The following is a 23302-nucleotide window of genomic DNA, read 5'->3' on the forward strand; positions in this document are numbered from 1 at the left end:
TCAGCCCAGGCCCAGCAGGCGGCGGTTGCGCCCCTCGTCGGGTGCCGAGCCGGCGAAGTCGTCGAAGGCGCGCTCCGTCACCCGGATGATGTGGTCGGCGATGAAGGCCGCGCCTTCTCGCGCGCCGTCTTCCGGGTGCTTCAGGCAGCATTCCCATTCGAGCACCGCCCAGGAGCCGTAGCCGTGTTGGGCCAGCTTGGCGAAGATCCCGCCGAAGTCCACCTGCCCGTCGCCGAGCGAGCGAAACCGCGCCGCGCGCTCGAGCCAGGGCCGGAAGCCCGAATAGAACCCCTGCCGCCCCGTCGGGTTGAACTCGGCGTCCTTGGCGTGGAACGCCTTGATGCGCTCGTGGTAGATGTCGATGAAGGCGAGGTAGTCGAGGCCCTGCAGCAGGAAGTGCGACGGGTCGTAGTTGATGGCGAGCCGCCGGTGCCCGCCGGCCGCGTCGAGGAACTGCTCGAACGTGTCGCCGTCGAACACGTCCTCGCCGGGATGGAGCTCGAAGGCGAGGTCGCAGCCGTTCTCGTCGTAGCTGTCGAGGATCGGGCGCCAGCGGCGCGCGAGCTCTGTGAAGCCCGTCTCGACGAGGCCGGCCGGGCGCTGCGGCCAGGGATAGGCGAAGGGCCACAGCAGCGCGCCCGTGAAGGACACGCCCGCGGCGAGCCCGAGCCGGCGCGACGCGCGCGCCGCCAACATGACCTGATCGACCGCCCAGGCTTGGCGCTCGGCGGGGCGACCCCGCACCGCTTCCGGCGCGAAGGCGTCGAAGGCCGCGTCGTAGGCGGGGTTCACGGCCACGAGCTGGCCCTGCAGGTGCGTCGACAGCTCGGTCACGGCGAGCCCGTGCGCGGCTGCGGTGCCGGCGACCTCGTCGCAGTAGGTTTGCGACTCCGCGGCGCGGGCGAGGTCGAACAGGCGGCGGTCCCAGGTGGGGATCTGCACGCCCTTGTAGCCGAGCCCCGCGGCCCACCGGCAGATCCCGTCGAGCGTGTCGAAGGGCGCGGCATCGCCGGCGAACTGGGCCAGGAACAGGCCGGGGCCCTTGAGGGTGGCGGGCGTCGTCATCGGCCGCGCTCCGCGACGATGCGGTCGGCGACGCGCCACGCGTTGGCCATGATGGTCAGCGTCGGGTTGGCGCCGGTGCCGGTGGGGAAGGGCGATCCGTCCACGCAGTACAGGTTCGGCACCGCGTGGGCGCGGCACCATCGGTCGAGCACGGACGTGTCCGGGTCGTCGCCCATCCGCGCCGTGCCGTGCTGGTGCGAGCAGTTCCCCGTCACGCGGTCGGCGTAGACCTTGGTGACCGATTTCGCGCCGCTCGCGTCCAGGATGTCGGCCCCGCGGTCGATCAGGTAGCGCCCCTGCGCGAGGTCGTTGGCGTGGGGTTTCAGCGTGGTGCGGGCCACCGGCAGGCCCCAGGCGTCGACGACCTCGTCGTCGAGGTCGACGCGGTTGGAATGCTGGGGCATGTCGTGCAGCACCATGGCGACGGCGAGCGAGTGCGAATAATGCTCGCGGTCGATGCGCTTGGCCTCGGCACCCCAGGACGGCGTGCCGGGCAGGCGCCAGTTGATGGGCAGCGGGATGCCGACGCCCGCCACCGCGATGTGCCCGCCCGACACGAAACCGCGCGACGCGTCGTGGTTGTAGTGCTGGAACGTCGAGGCGCTGACGTAGCCGCCGCCCGCCCAGGCGTAGACCGGGTCGTCGTAGATCCCCACCGCCGCCGAATATTCGTGGAAGGTGACGTTGCGGCCGACGAGATCGGAATCGTTGGCGAGGCCGTTCGGGAAGCGCCCCGAGCGCGACAGCAGCATCAGCCGCGCCGTTTCCATGGCGCCGCAGGCGAGGATGAAGACGTCGGCCTCCTGCTCGAACGTGTCGCCGTCCTCGTCCTGGTACACGGCCGCCCCGATCCGGCCGTCCCGGTCGAGCGCGAGTTCGCGGACGTAGCTGTTCGGCCGGAGGTCGTAGCGGCCGGTCGCGACCGCGTCCGGCACGAAGACGTTCAGCGCCGAGGAGCGCGTCCCCGTCGGGTCGCCGTGCTGCTGGGCGAAGGCCGATACGACGGTGGCGCGCCGCCCGTTGAAGGGCCGCGACAGGGCCGCCTGCGGGGTCGGGAAGGAGTTCCAGCCGAGCGCGTCGCAGCCTTGCCGGAACTTCTGCGCATAGCGCGACACCGGCATCGGCGGGCACGGGTACCCGCCCGAGCGGCGCGACTCGAAGGCGTTGGCGCCGGCCTCGCCCGACACGCCGAAGGCCCATTCGACCTTGAGGTAATAGGGTTCGAGCTCGTCGTAGGTGAGGGGCCAGTCGGCCAGCGAGGCGCCCGGCAGGTCGCCCGCCACCGTGCGCATGCGGAAGTCGTCGGCGGTGAAGCGCGGCAGCCAGCCCTGCCAATGGACCGTGCCGCCGCCCACCATCTGCGGCACGGGGCAGAACATCTCGTCGCGTGCCGCGTCGTTCTCCGTTTCGCGCCAGGTGCGCGGGTTGAGGATCGGGTCGGGCCACAGGTTGTAGCGGTTGATGTTGGCGAGCTCGTCGCCGCCGAAACTGTCCCGCGTGCGCCAGGGCCCTTTCTCCAGCGCGACCACCTTCACGCCCGCCTCGCACAGCACCTTGGCGGCGGCGGCGCCCGACGCGCCCGCGCCGATGATGCAGACGTCGGCCTTCTGCGGCTTCGATTTAGAGGCCATCGTGGAACTCCCTGACCTTCTCGGCCTCGCCCTCGGCGAAATAGCGCAGCGTCGTGTAGGTGCCGTCGTGCACCTCCTTCATGGAGGCCGGCCCCGGGAAACCGATCACGTCCCAGCCGACCCGGCCGCGGTTGCCGCCGTAGATCGGGTCCGCGTAGAAGCCCTGCCGGGTGTGGGTGACGAGCAGCGGCAGGAAGTCGAGCTCGGTCTCGGTCGAGGTCTGCTGCAGCGCCGGCTCGGCCGACACGGGGCCCGCGAGGCCGGTCGACACCGTCGACGTCGTGGGGGCCGCATGCGCGTCGCCCTCGACGGCGCGCAGCACCTCGTCCTGCCGCTCGGGGTCGAGGCTCGCGAAGTCGCGAGCGCCGACACGTTCGGCGCGGGCGTCGAGGTCGCGGACGCCGTCGACGTATTTGGCGCGCATGATGTCGAGGCGCGTCTGCCACGCCTGCGCGGTGCGGCCTTCCAGCACCTCGAAGCCGGAGCCGTCGGGCTTGGCGAAGAGGTAGTCGAGGCCCGACAGGGTGCGCTCGAGGAAGTCGATGCAGCCGGCCTCGCGGGCGCCGGGCGTGTCGTCCGTCGGGATGATGCGCGCCATGGCGGCTTCGATCGTGGAGCGCTGGTGGGGGTCGAAGAACGTGTCGGACATGGGGGCTCCGGCTCGCGGGGGGAAAGGGTCGGGCGAGGGTCAACGCTTGCGGGTCTGGCTGATCGCCACCGCCACGATGATGATGGCGCCGCGCGCGATGAGCTGTTGGGAGAACTCCAGCCCCATCAGCACGAGGCCGTTGTTGATGAGGCCGATCAGCAGCGCGCCCATGATCGAGCCCACCACCGTGCCGGCGCCGCCGAACAGGCTGGTGCCGCCCAGCACCGCCGCGGCGATGACCGACAGCTCGTCGCCTTCGCCGAACTGGAAGCGGCCCGAGTGGAGGCGGCCCGCGTAGAGCATGCCGGCCAGCGCCGCCGCGACCGACGACAGCATCAGCACCTTGAACTTGATCGCAGCCGTGTCGACGCCCGAATAGCGCGCCGAGGTTTCGTTGCCGCCCGTCGCCAGCACGCGCCGCCCGAAGGTGGTCCGCCGCAGCACCACGTGGCCGACCGCGCCGACGGCGACCATCCACAGGAGAAGGCTCGGCACGGGGCCGAGGTTGCCGCCGCCGAACACCGCCGCATAGGGCTTGTCGAGGATCGGGATCGCCGCCGTGGCGCTGATCCACATGGCGACGCCGCGCGCGATGCCCATCATGGCGAGCGTCGTCAGGAAGGACGGGATGCCGATGCCGGTGGTGAGCCAGCCGTTGACCGCGCCCACCGCCACGCCGGTGCCGAGGCCGCACAGGATGCCGCCAGCGATGCCGAGGTGATCCATGCCCATGGCGGTGGCGACCGAGGCGAGCCCCGCGACGGCGCCCACCGACAGGTCGATCTCGGCCGTGCCCAGCACGAACGTCATGGCGACCGAGACGACCGCGATGATGGCGGTCTGCCGCACGATGTTGAGGAGGTTGTTGGGATCGAGGAAGCCCCGGCTCCCCAACGTCGCGGCGAAGATCGCGAAGATCACCACGAAGCCGATGTAGATGATGAACTCGCGCCAGTTCGAGAGCGGCGAGGGCGCCTTGCGGGCGGAAAGCGCTGCGGCGTCGGTCATCGGGCGGGCCCTCCCCGGGCTTCCTGCATGGCTTGGTTGAGTTTCTGTTCGGCGTGCTGGAGGGCGTCGACCGACTCGGGATTCCCGGGGTCGTCGAGGTCGTGGCGGGCGATGTCGCGCACCACCCGCCCGTCCGACATCACCAGGATCCGGTCGCAGGCGGCGAGCAGTTCCTGCAGTTCGGACGACAGGACCAGGACGGCCTTGCCGTCGCGGGCGAGGTCGCGGATCAGCGTCACGATCTCGGACTTCGAGCCGATGTCGATCCCGGCCGTGGGCTCGTCGAGGATCAGCACGTCGGGCTCGGTGGCGAGCCACTTGGCAATGACGACCTTCTGGGCGTTGCCGCCCGACAGCGTCCTGACCGCGGCGCCGCGCGAGTCCGTCTTGATGCGCAGCCGCTTGATCGCCGCCTCGGCGAGCGCCGCCACCCGGCGAGGATCGACGAAGCCGCCCTTCGACACCGCGGCGAGGTTCGGCAGGGCGACGTTGCTTTCGACCGAGTGGAAGGCCACGAAGCCTTGGCGGGCGCGGTCCTCCGGCACCAGCGCGATGCCGGCCCGGATCGCGTCGCGCGGGCTCGCGATCGACACCGGCTCGCCCTTGACCCGGATCTCGCCCGCGGCCGCCGGCTGCACGCCGCAGAGCAGCCGCGCCAGCGACGACCGCCCGGAGCCCAGCAGCCCCGCCACGCCGACGACCTCGCCGCGGCGCAGCGTGATGTCGACGTCGCGCGGCTTCACCTGGCCCGACAGTCCCCTGGCTTCGAGCAGCACGTCGCCGATCGCGGCCGTGCCCCGCGCCACGTCGGAGAAGCCGCGCGAGCGACGGCCGATGATGGCGGCGATCATGCTGTCGAGCGTGAAGTCGGCGAGCGGCGCCGTGACGACGTGCTTGCCGTCGCGCAGCACGGTGGCGCGGTCGGCGATGCGGAAGATCTCGTCCATGCGATGCGACACGTAGACCACCGCGACGCCCCGCGAGCGGAGCTGGCGCACGTAGTCGAACAAGCGCTCGACCTCGTTGGCGGAGAGCGCCGTCGTCGGCTCGTCGAGCACCAGCACCTTGCAGGGCTGGGACGTCGCCTTGACGATCTCGGTGAGCTGGCGGTGGCCGGCGGGGATGTCGGCGACGCGCCGGGTCGGGTCGATGGCGACCCCCATGGCGGCGAACAGCCTGCGGCTTTCGGCGATGGCGGCCCGGTCGTCGATCAGGGCGCCGCGCTTGATCTCGCGGTCGAGGAAGACGTTCTGGGCGACGGTGAGCGTCGGCACCAGGCTCATCTCCTGAAACGCCATGGAAACGCCCGCGGCGCGCGCGGCCTCGGCCGTGAAGGTCGTGAGCGGCGTCCCGCCGATCGCGACGGTGCCCGACGTCGGCGGCTGAACGCCGCGCAGGATCTTCAGGATTGTGGACTTGCCGGCGCCGTTCTCGCCGAGCAGCGCGTGGACCTCGCCGGGCCGCACGTCGAGGCTGACGCCATCGAGGGCGCGCACGCCGCCGAAGTGCTTCGACACGTCGGTCATGCGGACGGCATCGGGGAAGGCTGTCGCGGTCATCGGGACACCTCGGGCTGGGGACACGACCGGCCGGCCCTTCTCCCGCAGGAGGAGAAGGGCCGGCGCCGCCTCACATGCTCTTCTTGATCTTCGCCGTGACGGGCTGGTGGTAGACCTGGCTCCAGGCCTCGGCGAGGTTGGCCTTGGTCACCGGCAGGGCCGGCAGCGCCACGTAGGCGGGCGCCGCCTTGCCCAGCAGCCCGTAGCCGGCCAGCATCGCTTCCGTGACGCCCTGGTCGTAGGGGCGCTGGGCCGACAGGCCCTTGATCACCCCGTCCGACGCCATGGCGATGGCGACGTTCTCGCCGAGGTCGCAGTTGGTGACGATCAGGTCGTCGCGGCCGTTGGTCGAGGCCGCCGCGACCACGCCTTCCGCCGGCACGTCCCACACCGCCCAGATGCCCTTGATGGAGCGATGGCTCACCAGCATGGCGCCGGCGGCCTTCTCGGCGTCGCCCGCGAAATCGGGCCCGCCGATGCCCTGCTCGGCGACGACGTGGATGTCGGGGAAATAGTCGGCGAGGGTCTTCTTCACGGCGTCGTAGCGCTGCTTCGTCACGAAGAAGTCGGCCGCGTGGTAGACGAGGCCGACATCGCCCTTGCCGCCCATCGCCTGGCCGAGCAGCAGCGCGGAAGCGACGCCGTTGCCGTAGTTGTCGGCCGACACGACGCTGACGTAGTCCACCCCGGCCGTCATGCCCTTCGGCACGTTGTCCATGAAGACGAGCTTCACGCCGGCTGCGGCGGCCGCCTTGTATTCGGTGGCGGTGGCGGTGGGATCGCTCGGGATCGACACGATGATGTCGGGCTTCTGCGCCAGCACGGTCTCGATGTCGCTGACCTGCTTGTCGGGCTTGAAGCCCGCGTCGGTGACGGCGATCACGTCGACGCCCATCTTGCCGAACTCGGCCTTGAGGCCCTGGATCTGCGCCTGAGACCAGTCGTTGCCGGCGTAGTGCATCACGATGGCGGCCTTGGCGTGCTTGCCCTTGATCGTGGCGAGTTCGCCGTCGGTGAGCGAGACCGCCGAGGCCGGCTCCGGCTTCTCGCCGTTGGGCCCGAGGCTCATCACGTGATCGCCGACGGCCTTGAGAGCCGCGGCCGCGTCGGCGGCCCGGGCCGAGCCGGACGCCGAGAAGGCCAGCCCGAGCCCGAGCGCGGTGGTGGCGAGAAGCCGGTGAAGGCGCATGCGTTTCCTCCCGATGTGACGTTGGTTCAGCGGCTTCGGAGCGCCGCCATCTCGCGTTCGACGAAGGCCCGGCTTTGCCGGGCGCCGTCCGCCGGGTCGGGCCAGGCATCGAGCTCGTTGCAGATCCAGCCGGCGTAGCCGATGTCGCCGAGCGCCCGGATCACCGCGGCATTGTCGCAATCGCCGGTCCCCACCGGCGTGAAGGCGAAGGGCTCGCGCCGCCATCCCTTGAGGTGGACGTAGGAGATGCGGTCGGCGTGCTCGCGCACCATGGCGGCGGGGTCGCCGCCGGCGGCGGCGAGATGCGCCGTGTCGGGGCAGAAGCCGATGCCGGTGCGGGCGAAGATCCGGCGCGCCTCCTCGGGCGTCTCGACGATCGTCGACAGGTGCGGGTGGTAATGGGCGGCGAGGCCCCGCGCCCGGGCGATCTCGACCACGCGGTCGAGGCCGGCCGCCAGGGCATCGTAGTCGGCGTCGCGGGTGCCGTCGAAGCGTCGGGCGCCACCGCCCACCACGAGGTGTTCGGCGCCCAGCGCCCGGGCCGCGTCGGCGGCGCGGGCGATGCGGTGCAACTCTTCGGGGAGCACGTCGGGGAAGACGAAGTTGGCGCCGCTGTAGACGGCGACGAGCGACAGCCCGGTGTCCCCCAGGGTCCGCCGCAGGCTCGCGAAGCCGTCGGCCTCGCCGTCGAGCACGTTGCCGTCGAACAGCTCGATGCCATCGTAGCCGGCCTCGGCGATGTCGCGCGCCGCGCGGTCCATGTCGCCGAAGGTCCGGTAGCCGAGGCGGGAGATCGACGTCACCCCGACGGCGTCTCCGCCGAGAGGCCCCCAACAATTGGCGTGATAGGCGAGCTTCCAACGCGCCATGGCGTGTCCTCCCCGAGGCCGCGTGGGTTGCGGTTTTTTTCGTCCGGACTTCTGTCCGGTTGCCGTGATCGCCTTATGAAACCGGTTTCATCAGGCGTCAACGACTAAATGAAACCGATTCCATCTTTTCTCGTTTCGCATCACGACGCGCGCTAGGATGCGGCCACCAGGGAGGGACGGCATGCGGGAGAAGAAAGGTCCGGCCACGATGCGCGACGTCGCCGAACGTGCCGGCGTGGCGCTCACCACGGTCAGCAGAGCTTTTTCGGATCCCGACAAGCTTTCGCCCGCCACGCTGCGGCGCATCGCCGACGCCAGCGCCGAGCTGCACTACACGGTGAACCTCAGCGCACGCTCGCTGCGGAAGCGGTCGGCCGGCATGCTGCTGGTGCTGCTGCCCGACATCGGCAACCCGTTCTTCTCGCTCGTGCTGAAGGGCATCGAGGAGGGCGCGCGCGAGGGCGGGCGCGTGTTGCTGATCGGCGACACCGGCTCGGACGCGACGCTGGCCGACGCCTACGCCGGGCAGCTCGATGCCGGCACGGTCGACGGGATGATCCTGATCGACGGCAGGTTGCCCTTCGCGCCGAACTCGCCCGCGCGGGCTCGCCTCCTGCGGGCTCCGGTGGTGGCGCTGAGCGAGCGCGTCGACGACCCCTCGATCCCCTTCGTCGGCATCGACAACCGGGCCGCGGGGCGCGAGGTCGCGCATTTCCTCGCCGACCTCGGCCACCGGCGGCTCGCCCACATCGCCGGCCCGCCGGGCAACGGCCTGACGGCGTTGCGGGCGCAGGGCTTCGCCGAGGGCGCGCGAGAGCGCGGCTGCGACGTGGTGGGCGTGGCCGAGGGCGACTGGTCGATCGACTCCGGCCAGGCCGCGGCGGCGGCCATCCTGTCTTGGCCGCAGCGCCCCACCGCGGTCTTCGCCGCCAACGACGAGATGGCGATCGGGGCCATCCACGCCTTCGCGGCCGCGGGCGTGTCGGTGCCGGGCGGGATGTCGGTGGTGGGCTTCGACGACATCGACTTCGCGGCGGTGGTGTCGCCGGCGCTCACCACCGTCCGCCAGCCCCGCTTCGCCATGGGACGGGCTGCCGTCGACACCGTCACGGCGCGCATCGAGGGCCGGACGTCGGCCGAGCGGGTGCGGATCCTGCCCTTTCAGCGGGTGGTCCGCGCCAGTGCCGGTCCACCGAGCCGCGGGTAGGCGGCGGCGGGGACGGGCCGATCGCGCCGGGCGACGCCGGTCATCGCTCGGATGACGTCCGCCTCCGCGGCCGGCCTTCGCCCGGCATCGTTGAGCGGGGCGGGCCGACGCCGGATGGGGTGACGGCCTTAAACCGACGTTCATCGAGCTCGTCCATCCTCCGTCCCGTACAATCGAGCGGATCGCGAAAGGCAAGCTGGTGCGACCGATCCTGCCGTCACTGCGCCATGCTCCGTCGACTCTGACCCTGATCCTGTTGCTGGAGATCGTGAAGTCGGACCTGTTCCGCCCGGTTGACGGTCAAAGCGTCGAGGTCACCATCGGCCCCCGCCAAACGGTCGAGATCGGCGTGATCGGCCTCTGCTTCCTGGCGCAAGGCGCCCGGTGGCGACGGATCGTCCAGGCGAGCCGGGGCCTTCCGCCCTCCGCCATCGGCGCCGTAGCGATCTATTTCGCCACGATCGGGATCTCGATCCTGACGTCGCTCAACCCCGGGCTCAGCCTGATCCGGGCGGCCGAATGCTTCTCCTACGTGTCGGTCGCCCTCGTCTGGGGCGCCAATATCGCGGCGGCCCGGCGCGACGCCTTCATGCCGACGCTTCAGGAGGCTCTTCTGACGCTGTGCCGCTTTCTCATCGGGCTGCAGGTCTGCGTCGCCCTGGTGCATGCCCGGGACGCGAGCGTCTTCGACCAGCTAAAATCGAATTCCTACAGCATCGTCTGCGCGGCCCTCTTCGCCCTCACGCTCGCCACGCGCGGGCTGGGCCCCCGCCGCGGGCTCGGCACGGCGGTGCTGGGCCTCGTGCTGTTCCAATCGCTCACCTCGGTGCTGGCGTCCCTCGCCGTTCTCGCCTGGTTGGCCTTGGAGGGCGCGATTCTGAAACGCCACGCTGTTTTCCTGCGCGCCCGCGCGCTGCTCGGGGCCGGCCTCGTCGTATTCGCGATGGCGGCCTACCCGGCCGCGGTCGGTGCCGTCGAAGGCGTCGGCCAACTCATGGGCCGCGACGCCAAGTCGATCACCAACCTCACGGGCCGCGCCGAACTCTGGGGCAACCTGATCCAGCAGATCTCCGCCGACCCCGGCAGGTTCGCCCTCGGGCTCGGCTACGGCGTCGGCGAGCGCGTCTATGTCCAGAAGTTCAACGAGGACTACAAGCGCGACATGGCCTCGATCGGCATCGTCGACGTTACAATCCACAGCCACTCGCACAATGTCCTGCTGTCAGCCATCATCAACATCGGTTTTCTCGGCGCTGTCGCGATTTTCGGGCTGTACTTCGTCCCACTGCTGCTGCCCCCGATCCGTTCGCCGGTGGACGCCAGGGCGGCCTTCGTCCTGTTCCTGGTGGCCGCCGTGCAGGCCATCTCGACGAACCTGTTCGCCGCCAACGACCTGCTCAGCCTCGCCTACGTCGTGTCGATCGCGGTGCCTCGCCGCCCGCGGGACATGCCGCGCTGGCGACACGTGCAGGCGATGCGGGGACCTCCCGTCGATCGCCTATAGAGCGGCACGACGCAGGAACCACCACGGGTGAACGGCGCGCGGGACCGTGCCCATGCGTCATCGATATGTGGCAGAACAAGTCTCACGCGATGCCGTAATGATGCGGTGTTAACATTCTGCAGGAAGAATGGGCCGAAGCGCGGCGCGGGGTCCGTCGCACAGATTCGCCTCGGACCGCCATGGCCAGTGCCCTGAAATCCCTGATCCTCGACAGGCCCGCGATCAGGGGGGCGGTCCTGCGCGCCGTCAGCCTCGTGAGATCGCTCGATCGCGCCGGGCCCGGCCTTTACACGCTCCTGTATCACCGGATCCCGGCCGCCCGCCAGGACCGGTTCGACGCCCAGCTCGCCTTCTTCCGGCGCTTCGGCCGCTTCGTCGCCGCCGACGAGGCCGCCGACGCCGTCCGCAGCGGTTGGACGGGGCGGGACCGGGCTTTCCTGGTCAGCTTCGACGACGGCTATGCCGACAGCGTCGACGTCGCCCTGCCGGTGCTGCGCGCCCACGGGATCCCGGCCATCCAGTTCCTGGTCAGCGATTGGCTCGACGCCCCGCCCGCCTCGGCCGACCGGCGCGACGGCTACATGACTCCCCGGGACGTCGGCATTTGGGCGGCGGCCGGCATGGACGTCGGGTCGCATTCGGCGTCGCACCCCCGCTTCTCGCGACTGAGCGAGGCCGAAGCGCGGTCCGAGTTCGAGCGCTCCCGCGACGCGCTCGGCCGGCTGACGGGCGGGCCTGTGCGCCACTTCGCCTGCCCCTGGGGGGTCGCCGCTGCCGACTTCAGCCCCGATCGCGATCCGGGCCTGGCGCGGGCATGCGGCTACGAAACCTTCTACACCACCCGGCGCGGGCGCGCGGTCGGCCCGTCCGACCTGTTCGGGATGCCGCGACACGTGGTGGAGCCCGATTGGGCGCTGCACGAGGTGCATGCGCGGGTGGGAGGCTGGCGGCGTGATTGACGCCCAGCCGCATCGGCGACCTCTCGTCGTCGTCACCGGGGCCCTGGCGCCCTACACCCATCTCCTCTACGAGCGCCTCGCCGGCGCCATCGACCGCCCGCTCCACGTCCTGGCCTGCAGCGGGCGGGAAACCGCCCGACACTGGGACATCCCGCCCCCGAACAACTACCGTCACGCGGTGCTGCCGGGCCTGCGCTGGCATCGGAGCACGGTCGACAATCATTACGTCAACCCCGGCGTGGCCCTTCTCCTGGCGCGGATGCGCCCCGCGGCCGTGGTGCTCAACGACTTTTCCCCGACGATGGCGGTGGCCGCGCTGGCGGCGCGCGGGCTCCGCATTCCCCACGGCGTCCGCACCGATGGGGTGCCCGAGACGGATCCCGGCCGCCGTTCCCCCGCTCACCGCGCGCTGCGCCGCGCGGTGGTGGCGGGTGCCGCCTTCGGCCTGGGGCCCAGCCGGGGCAGCGCCGAGCTGCTCGCCGCCTACGGCCTCCGCACCGGCACCTTCCGCTTGGCGCCCCTGTTCCCGGCCTGGTCGCCGGCCATCCCGCCCACCGGAGGCGACCGGCCCTACGACGTCCTCTTCTGCGGCGTGCTGGACCACCGCAAGGGGGTCGACGTCTTCATCGACATCGTTCTGGCCTGCCAGGCGCGGGGCAGGCCGCTCCGGGTGAGGGTGACGGGCGACGGGCCGATGCGGGCCGAGATGGAGCGGCGCTTCGCCGAGGCCGGCGTGGCGGCGCGCTTCGACGGCTTCCTGCAGCAGGGCGATCTCGAAGCCGTCTACGCGTCCGCCGCGCTGTTCCTCTTCCCCACCCGCGCCGACGTTTGGGGCATCGTGGTCCAGGAAGCGCTGCAATGCGGGGCCGTGCCGATCGCGTCCCCGCATTCCGGCGTGGCGCGGGAACTCCTGGCGGCGCGCGGTTGCGGTCCCGTGATCGACCTCGACGCCGACCTGTGGGCGGACGCCGTGCTGTCGCTCCTGGACGACCGGCCGCGGCGGGATGCGCTCCGAGGGGCGGGCTACCGAAGCCTGTCCGACTTCTCGGTCGACAGCGCGGTTTCGGCCTATCGGGACGCCTTGGCGCCGATCCTGAGCCGGCCCGCCGCGGACGCGTGACCGGCGGCCATACCGACCGCGTCACATCTCGGCTCGTGCGGACCCGGGGACCATGCCGTCCACAGGCTCTCAGGCCCCGAACATCACCAGTTCGGTATAGGCGAGGTCGCCGAGCCTGGCCGGGGACGGTCCCCGGGCATATTTCGGCGCGCGCCCGGCGAAGAACCGTCCCACGAGGCCGGGCAGGGGCGCCGTCGCGTCCACCACCAGCCAGGGAATGCCGCTCCTGACCAGCAATCGGGTCCCGACGGCGCCGAGCAGGCGCGGCAGGGTCGCCACGTCCCGACAATAGACGAGCTGCAGGCACGGCACCGGGCCGGGCCCGATCGCCCGCCGTGCCGGGCCGATGCGGCGCCGGAGGAAGATCAGGGGCTGGGCGCCGCGGCCGTCGTCGACGACGGCGCAGAGGCATCCGTAGCCGAGGTGGTCTCGGACGAGGCGGCGGTCCGCCTCCGCGAGGTCGTCGAGCGGATCGCCCGCGCCCGCGATGCGCCCGCGCACCCCCGGCTTGACGCGGCAGAGCGCCGGCACGACGAACATCTGCCCGGAACAGAAGGCCGTGAAACCTCGCGCCTCCTGGATCGCGATCGTGTGGGGGGCGGGGCTCACGTTGAGGTAGGTGACCCCACTCCGCCGCTGCGCGACGCGGTCGAGCAGGGGCGCCTGCGCGCGGAACTCGGGCTCGACGTACCAGCTCGACAGGTTGCAGCGCAGCCCCCCGCCGTGGCGCGCGCCGTCGTCCCAGAGCGTGAGAAGGATCCCGACCAGGCGCCCTTCGTTTTCCAGCACGATGCCGTAGCGCGGGCAGCCCGGCAGCTCCGGGCGCTCGGCCATGCGCGCGAGACCCGCCCGCCAATAGTCCGCCGTGCGGTCGGCGAAGCCCTTCACCAGCAGGTCGACGGCGGCGGGAAGGTCCGCCTCGGCGATCGGGCGGCATCGCGACGCGGTGGGGGGCTGGGAGGTGGCCGACGGCATCGTGAGGTCCCGGAACGGGTGGTCGCGGGACCACGTCCTGCCGCATCTCGGATGCCTTGTCGATGCCGGGCATCCGTGCGGGGCGGGGCGCAGGCCGCGGTGCCGGCAACGCGCCATTAAGCTTGCCGCGACTGCGCGGGCATCGAATCCGCGTGTTGGGCTATTTAGGAAGTCCGTATCAGGCTCACTACACACGGCCGCCGACGACGGGCACTCGCCAGCCATCGACCTCGACGGACGCGGTTGCGAGATGCAACGGCGCGAGGTCCATCGGTTTTTCGCAGTGGGTGGTCTCATGGGAGCGGGCTGATGCACGGTGCGGCGCTAGCGCGGCGATTGGTGGAAGCCCTGAGCGCCGCAAGGGATATCGCTGGCCTGCGGGCGCGCCTGTCCGGCCAGGCGGGAAACGCTCTGTTCTCGACGTTGGACCAAGCCGCGGTCAGCGGCTTCAACTTCCTGACCGGCATCATCGTCGCTCGGACCGTCGACATCGGCAGCTTCGGCCGGTTCGCGCTCGTGATGATCGCCGTGACCCTGGCCCAGAGCGTCCACAATGCCCTGATCACCGCCCCGATGATGACCATCGTGGGGCGCCGCCAGGGCCAGTCGCGGTCGTATTTCGCCTCCCTGCTGGTCTATGCCGCCCTGTTATCGGTCGGCGGGGGGATGCTGGTCGCGGCTTTCATCGGCGGGTTGTTCGCCGCCAGGGGCGACGCGGCGCCGCCCGAGTTCATCGCCGCCGCCGGCTGCGTGGCGGCGGCGCAGAACATGCAGTTCACGCTCCGCCGCCTGCTCTTCGCCCGCACGGCCGGGGCCGCCGCCCTGCGGATGGACCTGGGCCGCGCCGGCCTCTTCGTCGTGACGGCGGCGGCTTGGCGCTACGGCCGGGGCACCACGACGGTGGAGGAGCTGTTGTGGATCCTCGCCGCTACCGCCGCTGTGACGAGCCTTCCCGCGCTCCGGCCTTACCTGCGCTTCGCCAAGCGGGGGCTCCACCTCGGCACTGTGACGCGGCGGCACGGTCCCCTGTCCCGTTGGCTGCTGCCCGTCGTGGTCCTCACCTTCGGGCAGGAGCAGGCCGTGTGGATCATCGCCGGTGTGATGCTGGGTGACGCCTCGATGGGCGGCCTCCGGGCGTCCCAATACCTCGTCGGCCTCGTGCTGCTGTTCCTGTCGTCCACCGAGAACGTCATCCCGGTCGCAGCCGCGCGCGCGCTGACGGGCGGCGGCGAGCGCGGACTGCACCGCTACCTCGGCTCGGTCGCCGTGGCGATCGGCCTCCCGATCGCCGGCGTCACCCTGGCCATGGCGGCGGGAGCGCCGCTCCTCCTCCGCCTGGTGTTCGGCACGGCCTACGACCCCTACGCGGGCTGCCTCCGCGTGCTGGCCTGCACGGTGCTGCTCGTCCTCCTGCGAGACCTCATCGCCCATCGGTTCCGCGCCATGGAGCGGACGGGGGTGATCTTCGGCGCCTTCGCGTTCAGCCTCGCCGTGTCGTTGGCGCTGGCCTACCCGCTCCTGACCCGTTGGGGGCTCGTCGGCGCCGCGCTGCTGATCCTGTGCGGCCACATGGCCTCGCTGGCCTACTTGGCGTGCAACGTGGCCACCGAGCGGCGCTCCGGGCGCTGGGCCTACCCGCCGGGCACGTCGCGCTCCGTCGCGGCGGGGCGGAAATGAAGCCTTCGGTCGAAAATCCCGGCCGCTGGCGAGGGCGGACGCGCGCCGCCCGCGCGGCGGGGTGCGACTGGGATGCATCGGCGTTTCCGTCGCTCGACCTGAGGCCCGTGGCGGCCCGTACAGCTCCGCTCGCGCTCGCGGCCCTGCTCGCCGTGGGGGGCCCCGCCGTCCGGGCGGCATCGCCCGTGGGCAGGGAGGAGCCTCCGCTGGTGATCGGGGTCGAGGCCGGCCCGCGGGCCGAGGCCGAGATCGGGCGAGCTCTCGGCCGGGTCGCCGACCTGCGCGCGTCGGGCTCGCGCCGCCCGGTCACGATCGCGCTCGGCCCCGGCACGGTGCGTCTGACCCGGCCGATCCACATCGGGCCCGAACAGGCGGGGCCGGACGACGCGCCGCTGGTGCTGCGCGCGCGGGACCCCGGCGCGACCCGTGTCGTCGGGAGTGTCCACCTGACGCCCGAGCGCGGTCCGCTCGACCCGGCGCTGGCGGCCCGGCTGCCGCCCGAGGCGCGGGCGCACGTCCTCGCCTATCGCCTGCCGGCGGCGGCCTCGTCGCGGGCCCGCATCATGGCGCCCCATCTCCTGAACTCCCCGTCCGAGCCGCTGTCGCTCGAGGTCTACGACCCCGAGGGCGCCCTCGTGCCGGCGGCTTGGCCCAAGGACGGCTGGGCGACGATCGGCGCCGTCGCGCCCGCGCCCGCGGTCGCGTCCTTCGCGGTCGACCCCGAGCGCGTGCGCCGATGGCGCGGGGAGCCCGACCTTTGGGCGCAGGGGTACTGGCGTTGGGGATGGCTCGCCGAAACCATTCCGGTGGCCGGGCGCGACGCCGACAAGGGCCTCATCGGCCTCGCCGACCCGCCGTTCGAAGGGTTGAAGGCCGGGGGCCGCTTCCGGGTCCTGCACGCCTTGAGCGAGCTCGACGGGCCCGGCCAATGGTGGCGCGACGAGGCCGACGGGCTGCTGCTCGCCTGGCCGCGGCGGCCCGACCCCGCCCTCGACGTCGCGGTGGTCGACGACCTGCTGGCGGTGGAGGGAGCCAGCCACCTCCGGATCGAGGACCTCGCGTTCGAGGAAAGCCGCGGCGATCTCGTGACGGTGAAGGGCGGCGCCGACGTCGTGCTCAGCGGCGGGCGCCTCGCCTGGTCGGGCCGCGACGGCGCGGTCTTCCTGGGCGCGCGGGATGCCGGCGTCGAAGGGGTCGCCATGTCCGACATCGGCGGCACCGCCGTGGTGCTGAACGGCGGCGACCGCGCCGCGCTCGCGCCGGGCGGCCTGTTCCTGCGCCGCAGCCGGATCGCGCGTTGGGCGCGGCTCCGGCTCACCCAGAGCCCCGCGGTGTCGATCGGCGGGGTCGGCGCCGACGTGTCGGACAACGTGCTGCACGACGCCGTCGATTCCGCCATCGTGATCCACGGCAACGACCACCGCGTCCTCCACAACGAGATTTTCCGGGTGCTGGCGGGCGGGACCGATGCGGGGGCGGTCTACGCGGGCCGGGACTGGACGGCGCGCGGCACGCTCGTCGCCGAGAATTTCATCCACGACATCAAGGCTTCGCCCGGCGACGAGGTGAAGGGTGTCTATCTCGACGACATGACGAGCGGCTTCACCGTCAGGCGGAACCTGTTCCTGCGCGTCGACCAGGCCGTGTTCATCGGCGGTGGCCGCGACAACCTGGTCGAGGGCAATGCCTTCGTGAGCTGCGCGCCGTCGATCCACCTCGACTCGCGGGGCCAAACCTGGGCCGTCGACTCGGTCCGCGACCCTGAATCCCAGTTGAGGGCCGCCTACGCGGCCATGCCGGTGACATCGGCGCTTTGGCGCAGGCGCTATCCCGGCCTCGCCGACATCCTGTTCGACGAACCCGCGGTCGCCAAGCGCAACCGGCTCGTCGACAATCTGTTCGTGGAAGGCGGAGGGCTGTCGTTCCGCGACGGCGGCCGGGCCGAGCTGCAGGCCATCCTGGGCAACCGCGGCCCGGCCGGCATGGCGCAGCGCCCGGGGGGCGACCTTGCCGCGATTGCCGCCACGGCGCGGCGGCCCTCCGACCTCGACGGGCTGGTGGACGCGTCCGGCGCCCCCGCCTTCCATCTCGATGCCGTCGGCCCGAGGCGGTGAGCGCCATGCCGACGCCCGTCGAAGCAATGCCCGCCGTCAGGCCGACGGCCGGCTCCTGACGGATCGGTGACCCGCCGGAAATGCGTCGGCGTTACCGGCGGTCGACCCGTGGCGGTCGCCGGTGTCAGATCCCGCCCCGTTCCGGGCCGCGGGTGCCGCGAAGGTCGGTGCCGAGTTCCGCCGCGGCGAGCATCGCGAAGCGGGGCACGACGGTGCGGTATCGGCCGTAAAGGCGCTTCGGCTCGCGGGCGAGACGATACGCCCATTCGAGGCCGGCAACCTGGAGCAGGCGGGGCGAGCGCGGGATGGTGCCGATGTTGACGTCGAACGCCGCCCCCACCCCCATCGCCACCGTGCCCGGAAGGTGGGGGGCGTGTTCGGCCATGAACAGCTCCTGCTTGGGCGTGCCGAGGCCGACCCACAGGATCTGGGCGCCGGACGCCGTGATGCGGGCCCGCATCGCCGCCGTTTCCGCCTCGTCGAGCGCGCGGAACGGCGGAGTCTCGTGCCCCGCGACCTGGAGGCCCGGCACCCTCGCCGTCATGGCGGCGGCGAGCCGCTCGGCGACACCGGGGCCGCCGCCGAGGAAGTAGTGGCGCCAGCCGGCGTCGGCTCCGGCCCGGCACACGGCTTCCATGGAGGCGATGCCGGGCACCTGCCGGATGTTCCGATATCCCTTCATCCGGCCGACCCACACCAGGGGACGGCCGTCGGGGCAAACCAGGAGGGCCTCGTGATGGGCTCGGCGCAGACGCTCGTCGTCCTGCGAGCGCACGACGCCATGGGCGTCCCGGAACACCACGAAGGCCCCGGGGGTCCCGGCCGGCATGGCGATGCGCCGGCCGATGGCTTCGATCAGCTTGCCCATGGTGACGTCCGACACCGGCACGCCGGCGAGGCTGAACCGGCCCACCTTTTCGTCATGTCCCATGGATCGTCTCCCGAGTCTTTCGCGACGCCGAGGCTTCGGCGTAGATGGCGAGCAGCGCGTCGATGGCGACGCGCTCGGTCCAGCGGCTCTCGTAGGCGGCGCGGGCCTTCGCGCCCATGCGCCGGGCCTCGTCGGGCGCGGCCTCGATCCGTCGAAGTGCGGCGGCGAGCGCGCCGGCGTCGCCGGGGTCGACCAGGAGCCCGGTTTCGCCGTCCTCGACGACGTCGGCCAGCGAGCCGATGCGCGACGCCACGACGGGCGTGCCGGCCGCGAAGGCCTCGACGATCACATTGGGCAGCCCTTCGTACCAGAGCGACGGCACCACCACGGCCGCCGCGCCCGCCATGGCGGCGCGGACCGCGGCCGCGTCGCGCGATCCAGCGAGGTCGAGGCCCGGCCGGCCGGCCAGCGCCGCCGCCATCGGCCCCTCGCCCATCACCGTCACGGACGTGTCGCGGCCGCGCGCCGCCTCGGCCAGAACCGCGAGGCCCTTCTCGGCCACGAGGCGGCCGACGTAGAGGAGCCCGGCGCGGGGCCGGGCGGACGGCGGTCCGGGGTCGGGATAGCTGTTCGGTCTGACGGCGATGCGCTCGCTCGGCAGGCCGGCCGCCACGAACCGTCCTTTAGCGAAGGGCGTCAGCGCGATGAATCGATCCACGTCGCGGTGCCAGGTGCCCCGCAGGCGGTGCCGGTCGATGGTGCGCGCGACGGCGAGGGAGCCGATGCGCGAGCCCCGATAGCAGGCGTGCAGCACGGCGCGGTAGGGTGATCGCCCGACGCAATCCTCGCAGGGGTGGCCGTCGCGGGTGAGCATCCCGTTGGCGCAGGTGACTCGGTAGTTGTGGAGGGTCTGCACCGTGGCGGCCCCGGCGGCCCGCACGGCCGCGTGCACGCCGGGCGAGACGAGCGGGAAGGTGTTGTGGACATGCACGATGTCGGGTCGGAACCGCGCGACCGCTGCCATCACGCGCGCGATGCCGCGCGGCGCGTGCGGCGCTTCGAGCGCCACGCGCAGGCGGTCGAGCCCCGTCTCGATCTCGTCGTTGTGTACCAGCAGGAGTTCGACCGCGATGCCGGTGCCGCGGAGGGCGGCTACGTCGCGTTCGACGGCCGCCTCCTCCCCACCCCGGATCTGATAGCCGTTGTGGACGACGAGGACGCGCGGCCGCCGGCGAGGGGCGTCGGGGCCGCTCACCGGTTTCGGCCGCCGCCAGCGAGGAAATCGGCATAGGCCAAGCGGAGGCCGTCCCGCAGGCTCGTCGCCGCGCGCCAGCCGAGGCGATCGAGCCGCGACACGTCGAGGAGCTTGCGCGGGGTCCCGTCCGGCCGCGACGTGTCGAAGACCAGTTCGCCCTGGTACCCGACGGTGTCGGCGACCATCCGGGCGAAGTCGCCGATCGCGATATCCTCGCCGCTGCCGACGTTGATGAAGCCCGGGCCCGACCAAGTCCTCATCACGAAGAGGCAGGCGTCCGCGAGGTCGTCGGCGTACAAGAACTCGCGCCTCGGCGTGCCGGTGCCCCAGATGGCCACCGACGGCGCCCCGTCGCGCTTCGCTTCGTGGAAGCGGCGGATCAGTGCGGCCGCGACATGGCCGTGCTCGGGGTGGTAGTTGTCGCCGGGCCCGAACAGGTTCGTGGGCATGACGGACACGAAATCGCTGCCGTGCTGGCGGCGATAAGCGTCGCACATCTTGATGCCGGCGATCTTGGCGACGGCATACCACTCGTTCGTCGGCTCCAGCGGCCCTGTCAGAAGTAGGTCTTCCGACATCGGCTGCGCGGCGTGCTTGGGATAGATGCAGGACGAGCCGAGATAGAGCAGCTTCGTCACACCCGACAGGTGGGCCGCATGGATGACGTTGGTGGCGATCGCGATGTTGTCGTAGATGAAGTCCGCCGGGTATCTGTCGTTGGCCAGGATGCCGCCCACCGTTCCGGCGCACAGGAACACCATGTCGGGCCGAGCCGCGGCCATGAAGGCCCGGGTCGCGGCCTGATCGCGCAGGTCGAGCTCGGACCGCGACATCGTCAGCACGTCGCAGTCCTCGCGCGCGAGCAGCCGCGCGATGGCGCTGCCTGCCATGCCGCGGTGACCGGCGATGAAGACGCGTTTTCCCGCGAAGCCCGAAGCATCCTGGCTCGTCCGCGTGGGTGCGACCTGCATGATGTTCCTCGCCGAAGCCGGAGCCGTTTCAAAGGTGGTGAAGAGGACTTTGATGCCGGCCGCTTCGGTCGACATCTCGGAGACCGGCCCATGTCGAGGACTGTGCTATCACTCGTCGATCCAAGCAATGCAGGACCGGAATCAAAGCTAATACAACTTGTATGCGAGCCGATCGTCATGGAGAACGGCTCGCTGCGCCAACGGCCGCGGGCCTCGACTCCCGGTGTCTTGGCATCTCCCAGTCCCGATCGTGCCGGCTGCGGTGGCGAGCCCTGCGGCCGGCCGCGCCAGCACAGGCCGGTCAGGCATCGAGCGGGGAAGCGTCGAGGAGGACGCAGACGGGGGAACGGCCGCGCGCCGTCGCCGGCAGGGCACGCTCGATGGTCGGGAAGGCGCTCCGCTCACCGCTCACGGCCAGCACCACCAGCGACACGCGCGGATCGTTGACCAGACGGTCCGTGAACAGGTCGGCGCCGAGGGTGCCGGCGTTCACCACCACGGCGTCGCGTCCACCGGCCTCGTCGAGGATGCGGTCGGCCGTTACGCGCGGGTCGAAACGGGGGGCGTCGCGCCCCGCGCTGAGGAAGGACAGGCCGGGGAAGTCGACGAGACGGCGCTCCGGCTCGGCGGACCGGACGTCCCCGAGCCGCGTCGGCGCGGCGATCACCTGCAGGTGCATGTCGGCCATCATGCTGCCGTCCGGATCCGCATCGACCAGCAGCGCGCGGCCATGCTCGGCGGCCGCCAGGGCGGCGAGCTGAAGCGACAGTACCGATTTGCGCGAAACGGCGTCCGCCGCTGTCACCACCGTCACGCGGACACGGCCGGGAGCCGCGAGCGACTCGAGGGAGGTGTTCAGCCGGCCCAGGGCGAGGTCCTGGCGCGTTTCGGCAGCGGCGCCGCTGCCGGTCGGCGGGATGGCGCCGGCGACAGCGAGGCCGAGCCTTTGACGCAGGCGGCGGACCGTGCGGACCCGACCTGCAGCCCCCTCGGCCAGCAACGCCGCCGCGACGCCCAGGGCCAGGCCGATGGCAACCGCGCTCGCCAGCAAGGCTGCGGCGGACAAGCCCTTGCGGCGTGCCGGCGGGGTCGCGGGCGAGATCACGCGCGTCGCCGAAGCGCCGACCTGCTGCTGCTCCTGTAGCTGGCGTGCCCGGGTCAGGGCCGTCTCATAGACGCCGCGCCGGGCGTCGATCTGCCGGTCGAGCTCGCGCAGGCGCACCATGGCGTCGCTGACCTCGATCGCCGTCGTCTTGTTGTCTCCCATGCTGCGCGACAGCGACGCGACATCGGCGGCCGTGGCCTTGTACTGGTTCTGCAGGCCGGCCACGATGCGCTTCGCTTCCGTGTCGATCTGCTGGCGGGCCGCCCAGACCTGCGCCTTCGCGGCCACGAGCGAGGGGTGCCGGGCGCCGAACGTGCCCGAGATGTCGACGACCACGCGCTCGGCCTGGGCCAGCTGGGCCTTGAGCGCCGAAACGGTAGGGGACTGGAGCACTTCGGGCAGCGTGTCGAGCGGGAGCCCGACCTTGCGGGCCGCCTCGATCTCGTTGAGCCGAGTCGACTGTTCGGACGCCCGGGCTCGGGCCGCCCCGAGCTGGTCGCCGAGCTGGCCGAGCTGCTGCTCGCTGACGAGCTGGGTGCGCGTGCCCACGAGATTGTTCGCCGTCTTGAAGGCCTGCGCCCGATCCTCGGCGTCGCGCAGGGCGGATTGGAGCTCGCCCAGGCGGCTCGAAAGCGCGTCGCCGGCCTCCCTCGCCACCGTCGCGCGGCTTTGCGCCTCGACCTCGATGTAGGCGTCGGCGATCGCCTGGGCGAGGCGCGGGGACAGCTCCCGGCTGTCCGTCGTCACCGACAGCGACAGCACGAAGCTGCGCTCCAAGCGCTGCACGCTGACGCGCTCGCGCAGGCTCCGCAGGGCGGCGAGTTCGGGGTCGCCGGGGGCGTGGGCCAGGCCGAAGAGGCCGGCGACGCCGTCGAGGGCGCGCGACACGAGTGTCGTGCCGCCGGCGAAGTCCCTGTCCTGCGCGAGATCGAAGCGCTTGACCACCTTCCGCAGCACGTCGTCGGACGAGAGCACAAGCATCTCGCTGTCGACCTGCAGGAGGCTCGCGTCGCTGGTCTGGGAGGGCGGGTTGAGGTCGTCCTTGGTGACCTGAACGCCATGGGGGTCGATGAGGATCTGCGCCGTCGCAGTGTACTGGGCCGGCAGCATCAGCAGCGCCGCGACTGCGAGGCCGACCACGAGGCAGAGGGGGACCAGGACCGTCGCGTAGCGAAGGCCTAGGACGTACCAGACTTCCCGCGGGTCGAGGAACCAGGGCGCGGCCGGCGCGGGCGCGGGTTCGGCCCGAGCGAGCTCGAGCGCGAGCGGGTCGCGCCTGTGGTGATCGTGGTCCGCTATCAACGCCATCGTCCGCCCCCGGTCGAACCTGTCCGCTCGCGTCGCGAGGGCTCTCCGGCCGCCCTCGATCGGTCGTGCCGCTCGTGCCGAGCTCGACCGGAGGTGGCGGCCGCCGTCTCAGACGGCCGCCGGCCCACCACCCACCGTCCACGCCCGGGTCTTTCGCGACATTAGGGCGTGAATGGCCAACAAGCGCTTAATCGGCGCGCTTCTGGACCCGACGGTAGACCCCCGTCGACCCGGACCAGATCGCCATCAGGTGAGGCCTCTCGATC

The 23302-nt window shown here is 71.8% G+C and carries 18 protein-coding genes; 6 read left to right on the plus strand and 12 right to left on the minus strand.

The features are described from left to right. The 7 genes from D3273_RS03835 to D3273_RS03865 all read right to left on the minus strand — a co-directional run bounded on the left by D3273_RS03835 (position 1) and on the right by D3273_RS03865 (position 7970). Positions 1 to 1065, minus strand: coding sequence for a sugar phosphate isomerase/epimerase family protein (locus tag D3273_RS03835; protein WP_129223645.1), 1065 nt, complete (start codon positions 1063 to 1065; stop codon positions 1 to 3). Continuing rightward, a complete protein-coding gene (locus tag D3273_RS03840; RefSeq protein ID WP_129223647.1) occupies positions 1062 to 2696 on the minus strand; it encodes a GMC family oxidoreductase in 1635 nt (544 codons plus the stop codon). The genes D3273_RS03835 and D3273_RS03840 overlap by 4 nt, the downstream gene beginning before the upstream one ends. Beyond that, the gene (locus D3273_RS03845) at positions 2686 to 3345 is read right to left on the minus strand and encodes a gluconate 2-dehydrogenase subunit 3 family protein (protein WP_129223649.1); all 660 of its coding nucleotides are present in this window, start codon (positions 3343 to 3345) and stop codon (positions 2686 to 2688) included. Before D3273_RS03845 ends, D3273_RS03840 begins: the two co-directional genes overlap by 11 nt. Positions 3346 to 3384: 39 nt before the next feature. Then, positions 3385 to 4353: an ABC transporter permease gene (locus tag D3273_RS03850; RefSeq protein WP_129223651.1), complete on the minus strand. Its 969-nt coding sequence runs from the start codon at positions 4351 to 4353 to the stop codon at positions 3385 to 3387. Continuing rightward, on the minus strand, positions 4350 to 5912 hold the full coding sequence (locus D3273_RS03855) for a sugar ABC transporter ATP-binding protein (RefSeq protein WP_129223653.1): 1563 nt from the start codon (positions 5910 to 5912) through the stop codon (positions 4350 to 4352). Before D3273_RS03855 ends, D3273_RS03850 begins: the two co-directional genes overlap by 4 nt. Positions 5913 to 5982: 70 nt before the next feature. After that, positions 5983 to 7101 carry a substrate-binding domain-containing protein gene (locus D3273_RS03860; protein ID WP_129223655.1) on the minus strand — a complete coding sequence of 373 codons (1119 nt, stop codon included), beginning with the start codon at positions 7099 to 7101 and terminating at the stop codon, positions 5983 to 5985. Between the two features lie 26 nt (positions 7102 to 7127). Next, positions 7128 to 7970, minus strand: coding sequence for a sugar phosphate isomerase/epimerase family protein (locus D3273_RS03865; RefSeq protein ID WP_129223657.1), 843 nt, complete (start codon positions 7968 to 7970; stop codon positions 7128 to 7130). Positions 7971 to 8151: 181 nt separating this feature from the next. On the opposite strand from D3273_RS03865, the gene D3273_RS03870 reads away from it, so the two are divergent. The 4 genes from D3273_RS03870 to D3273_RS03885 all read left to right on the plus strand — a co-directional run bounded on the left by D3273_RS03870 (position 8152) and on the right by D3273_RS03885 (position 12760). Further along, positions 8152 to 9177, plus strand: coding sequence for a LacI family DNA-binding transcriptional regulator (locus D3273_RS03870; RefSeq protein ID WP_165359368.1), 1026 nt, complete (start codon positions 8152 to 8154; stop codon positions 9175 to 9177). A gap of 199 nt (positions 9178 to 9376) precedes the next feature. Beyond that, complete coding sequence (locus tag D3273_RS03875) at positions 9377 to 10681, plus strand: O-antigen ligase family protein (RefSeq protein ID WP_129223661.1); 1305 nt, start codon at positions 9377 to 9379, stop codon at positions 10679 to 10681. Between the two features lie 179 nt (positions 10682 to 10860). Then, positions 10861 to 11640, plus strand: coding sequence for a polysaccharide deacetylase family protein (locus tag D3273_RS03880; RefSeq protein ID WP_129223663.1), 780 nt, complete (start codon positions 10861 to 10863; stop codon positions 11638 to 11640). Beyond that, complete coding sequence (locus D3273_RS03885) at positions 11633 to 12760, plus strand: glycosyltransferase family 4 protein (RefSeq protein ID WP_245500968.1); 1128 nt, start codon at positions 11633 to 11635, stop codon at positions 12758 to 12760. The genes D3273_RS03880 and D3273_RS03885 overlap by 8 nt, the downstream gene beginning before the upstream one ends. 69 nt (positions 12761 to 12829) lie before the next feature. On the opposite strand, the gene D3273_RS03890 is transcribed toward D3273_RS03885, so the two are convergent. Then, positions 12830 to 13735 carry a hypothetical protein gene (locus D3273_RS03890; RefSeq protein ID WP_129223667.1) on the minus strand — a complete coding sequence of 302 codons (906 nt, stop codon included), beginning with the start codon at positions 13733 to 13735 and terminating at the stop codon, positions 12830 to 12832. Positions 13736 to 14044: 309 nt separating this feature from the next. On the opposite strand from D3273_RS03890, the gene D3273_RS03895 reads away from it, so the two are divergent. Next, positions 14045 to 15412, plus strand: a complete 1368-nt coding sequence (locus D3273_RS03895; RefSeq protein WP_129223669.1) for a lipopolysaccharide biosynthesis protein — start codon at positions 14045 to 14047, stop codon at positions 15410 to 15412. Between the two features lie 107 nt (positions 15413 to 15519). Next, a complete protein-coding gene (locus D3273_RS03900) occupies positions 15520 to 17526 on the plus strand; it encodes a right-handed parallel beta-helix repeat-containing protein (RefSeq protein ID WP_129223671.1) in 2007 nt (668 codons plus the stop codon). 124 nt (positions 17527 to 17650) lie between these two features. On the opposite strand, the gene D3273_RS03905 is transcribed toward D3273_RS03900, so the two are convergent. From D3273_RS03905 to D3273_RS03920, 4 genes are all read right to left on the minus strand, one after another. Beyond that, entirely contained in the window at positions 17651 to 18457 is an 807-nt protein-coding gene (locus D3273_RS03905; protein WP_129223673.1) for a WecB/TagA/CpsF family glycosyltransferase, read from the minus strand. Then, positions 18447 to 19652, minus strand: a complete 1206-nt coding sequence (locus D3273_RS03910; RefSeq protein ID WP_129223675.1) for a glycosyltransferase — start codon at positions 19650 to 19652, stop codon at positions 18447 to 18449. The genes D3273_RS03905 and D3273_RS03910 overlap by 11 nt, the downstream gene beginning before the upstream one ends. After that, on the minus strand, positions 19649 to 20623 hold the full coding sequence (locus D3273_RS03915) for a GDP-L-fucose synthase family protein (RefSeq protein WP_129223677.1): 975 nt from the start codon (positions 20621 to 20623) through the stop codon (positions 19649 to 19651). The genes D3273_RS03910 and D3273_RS03915 overlap by 4 nt, the downstream gene beginning before the upstream one ends. Before the next feature lie 301 nt (positions 20624 to 20924). After that, a complete protein-coding gene (locus D3273_RS03920) occupies positions 20925 to 23036 on the minus strand; it encodes a GumC family protein (protein WP_129223679.1) in 2112 nt (703 codons plus the stop codon). Positions 23037 to 23302 lie beyond the last annotated feature (266 nt).

It is taken from the genome of Lichenibacterium minor (assembly GCF_004137685.1).
GTDB classification, from domain to species: Bacteria; Pseudomonadota; Alphaproteobacteria; order Rhizobiales; family Beijerinckiaceae; genus Lichenihabitans; species Lichenihabitans minor.

Excerpts from the sequence above, each read along its gene's own strand:
- D3273_RS03890 (WP_129223667.1), bottom strand. The coding sequence starts at position 13,735 with ATGCCGTCGGCCACCTCCCAGCCCCCCACCGCGTCGCGATGCCGCCCG.
- D3273_RS03850 (WP_129223651.1), bottom strand. The coding sequence starts at position 4,353 with ATGACCGACGCCGCAGCGCTTTCCGCCCGCAAGGCGCCCTCGCCGCTC.
- D3273_RS03870 (WP_165359368.1), top strand. The coding sequence starts at position 8,152 with ATGCGGGAGAAGAAAGGTCCGGCCACGATGCGCGACGTCGCCGAACGT.
- D3273_RS03855 (WP_129223653.1), bottom strand. The coding sequence starts at position 5,912 with ATGACCGCGACAGCCTTCCCCGATGCCGTCCGCATGACCGACGTGTCG.
- D3273_RS03915 (WP_129223677.1), bottom strand. The coding sequence starts at position 20,623 with ATGCAGGTCGCACCCACGCGGACGAGCCAGGATGCTTCGGGCTTCGCG.
- D3273_RS03895 (WP_129223669.1), top strand. The coding sequence starts at position 14,045 with ATGCACGGTGCGGCGCTAGCGCGGCGATTGGTGGAAGCCCTGAGCGCC.
- D3273_RS03880 (WP_129223663.1), top strand. The coding sequence starts at position 10,861 with ATGGCCAGTGCCCTGAAATCCCTGATCCTCGACAGGCCCGCGATCAGG.
- D3273_RS03845 (WP_129223649.1), bottom strand. The coding sequence starts at position 3,345 with ATGTCCGACACGTTCTTCGACCCCCACCAGCGCTCCACGATCGAAGCC.
- D3273_RS03865 (WP_129223657.1), bottom strand. The coding sequence starts at position 7,970 with ATGGCGCGTTGGAAGCTCGCCTATCACGCCAATTGTTGGGGGCCTCTC.
- D3273_RS03840 (WP_129223647.1), bottom strand. The coding sequence starts at position 2,696 with ATGGCCTCTAAATCGAAGCCGCAGAAGGCCGACGTCTGCATCATCGGC.
- D3273_RS03920 (WP_129223679.1), bottom strand. The coding sequence starts at position 23,036 with ATGGCGTTGATAGCGGACCACGATCACCACAGGCGCGACCCGCTCGCG.
- D3273_RS03860 (WP_129223655.1), bottom strand. The coding sequence starts at position 7,101 with ATGCGCCTTCACCGGCTTCTCGCCACCACCGCGCTCGGGCTCGGGCTG.
- D3273_RS03835 (WP_129223645.1), bottom strand. The coding sequence starts at position 1,065 with ATGACGACGCCCGCCACCCTCAAGGGCCCCGGCCTGTTCCTGGCCCAG.
- D3273_RS03905 (WP_129223673.1), bottom strand. The coding sequence starts at position 18,457 with ATGGGACATGACGAAAAGGTGGGCCGGTTCAGCCTCGCCGGCGTGCCG.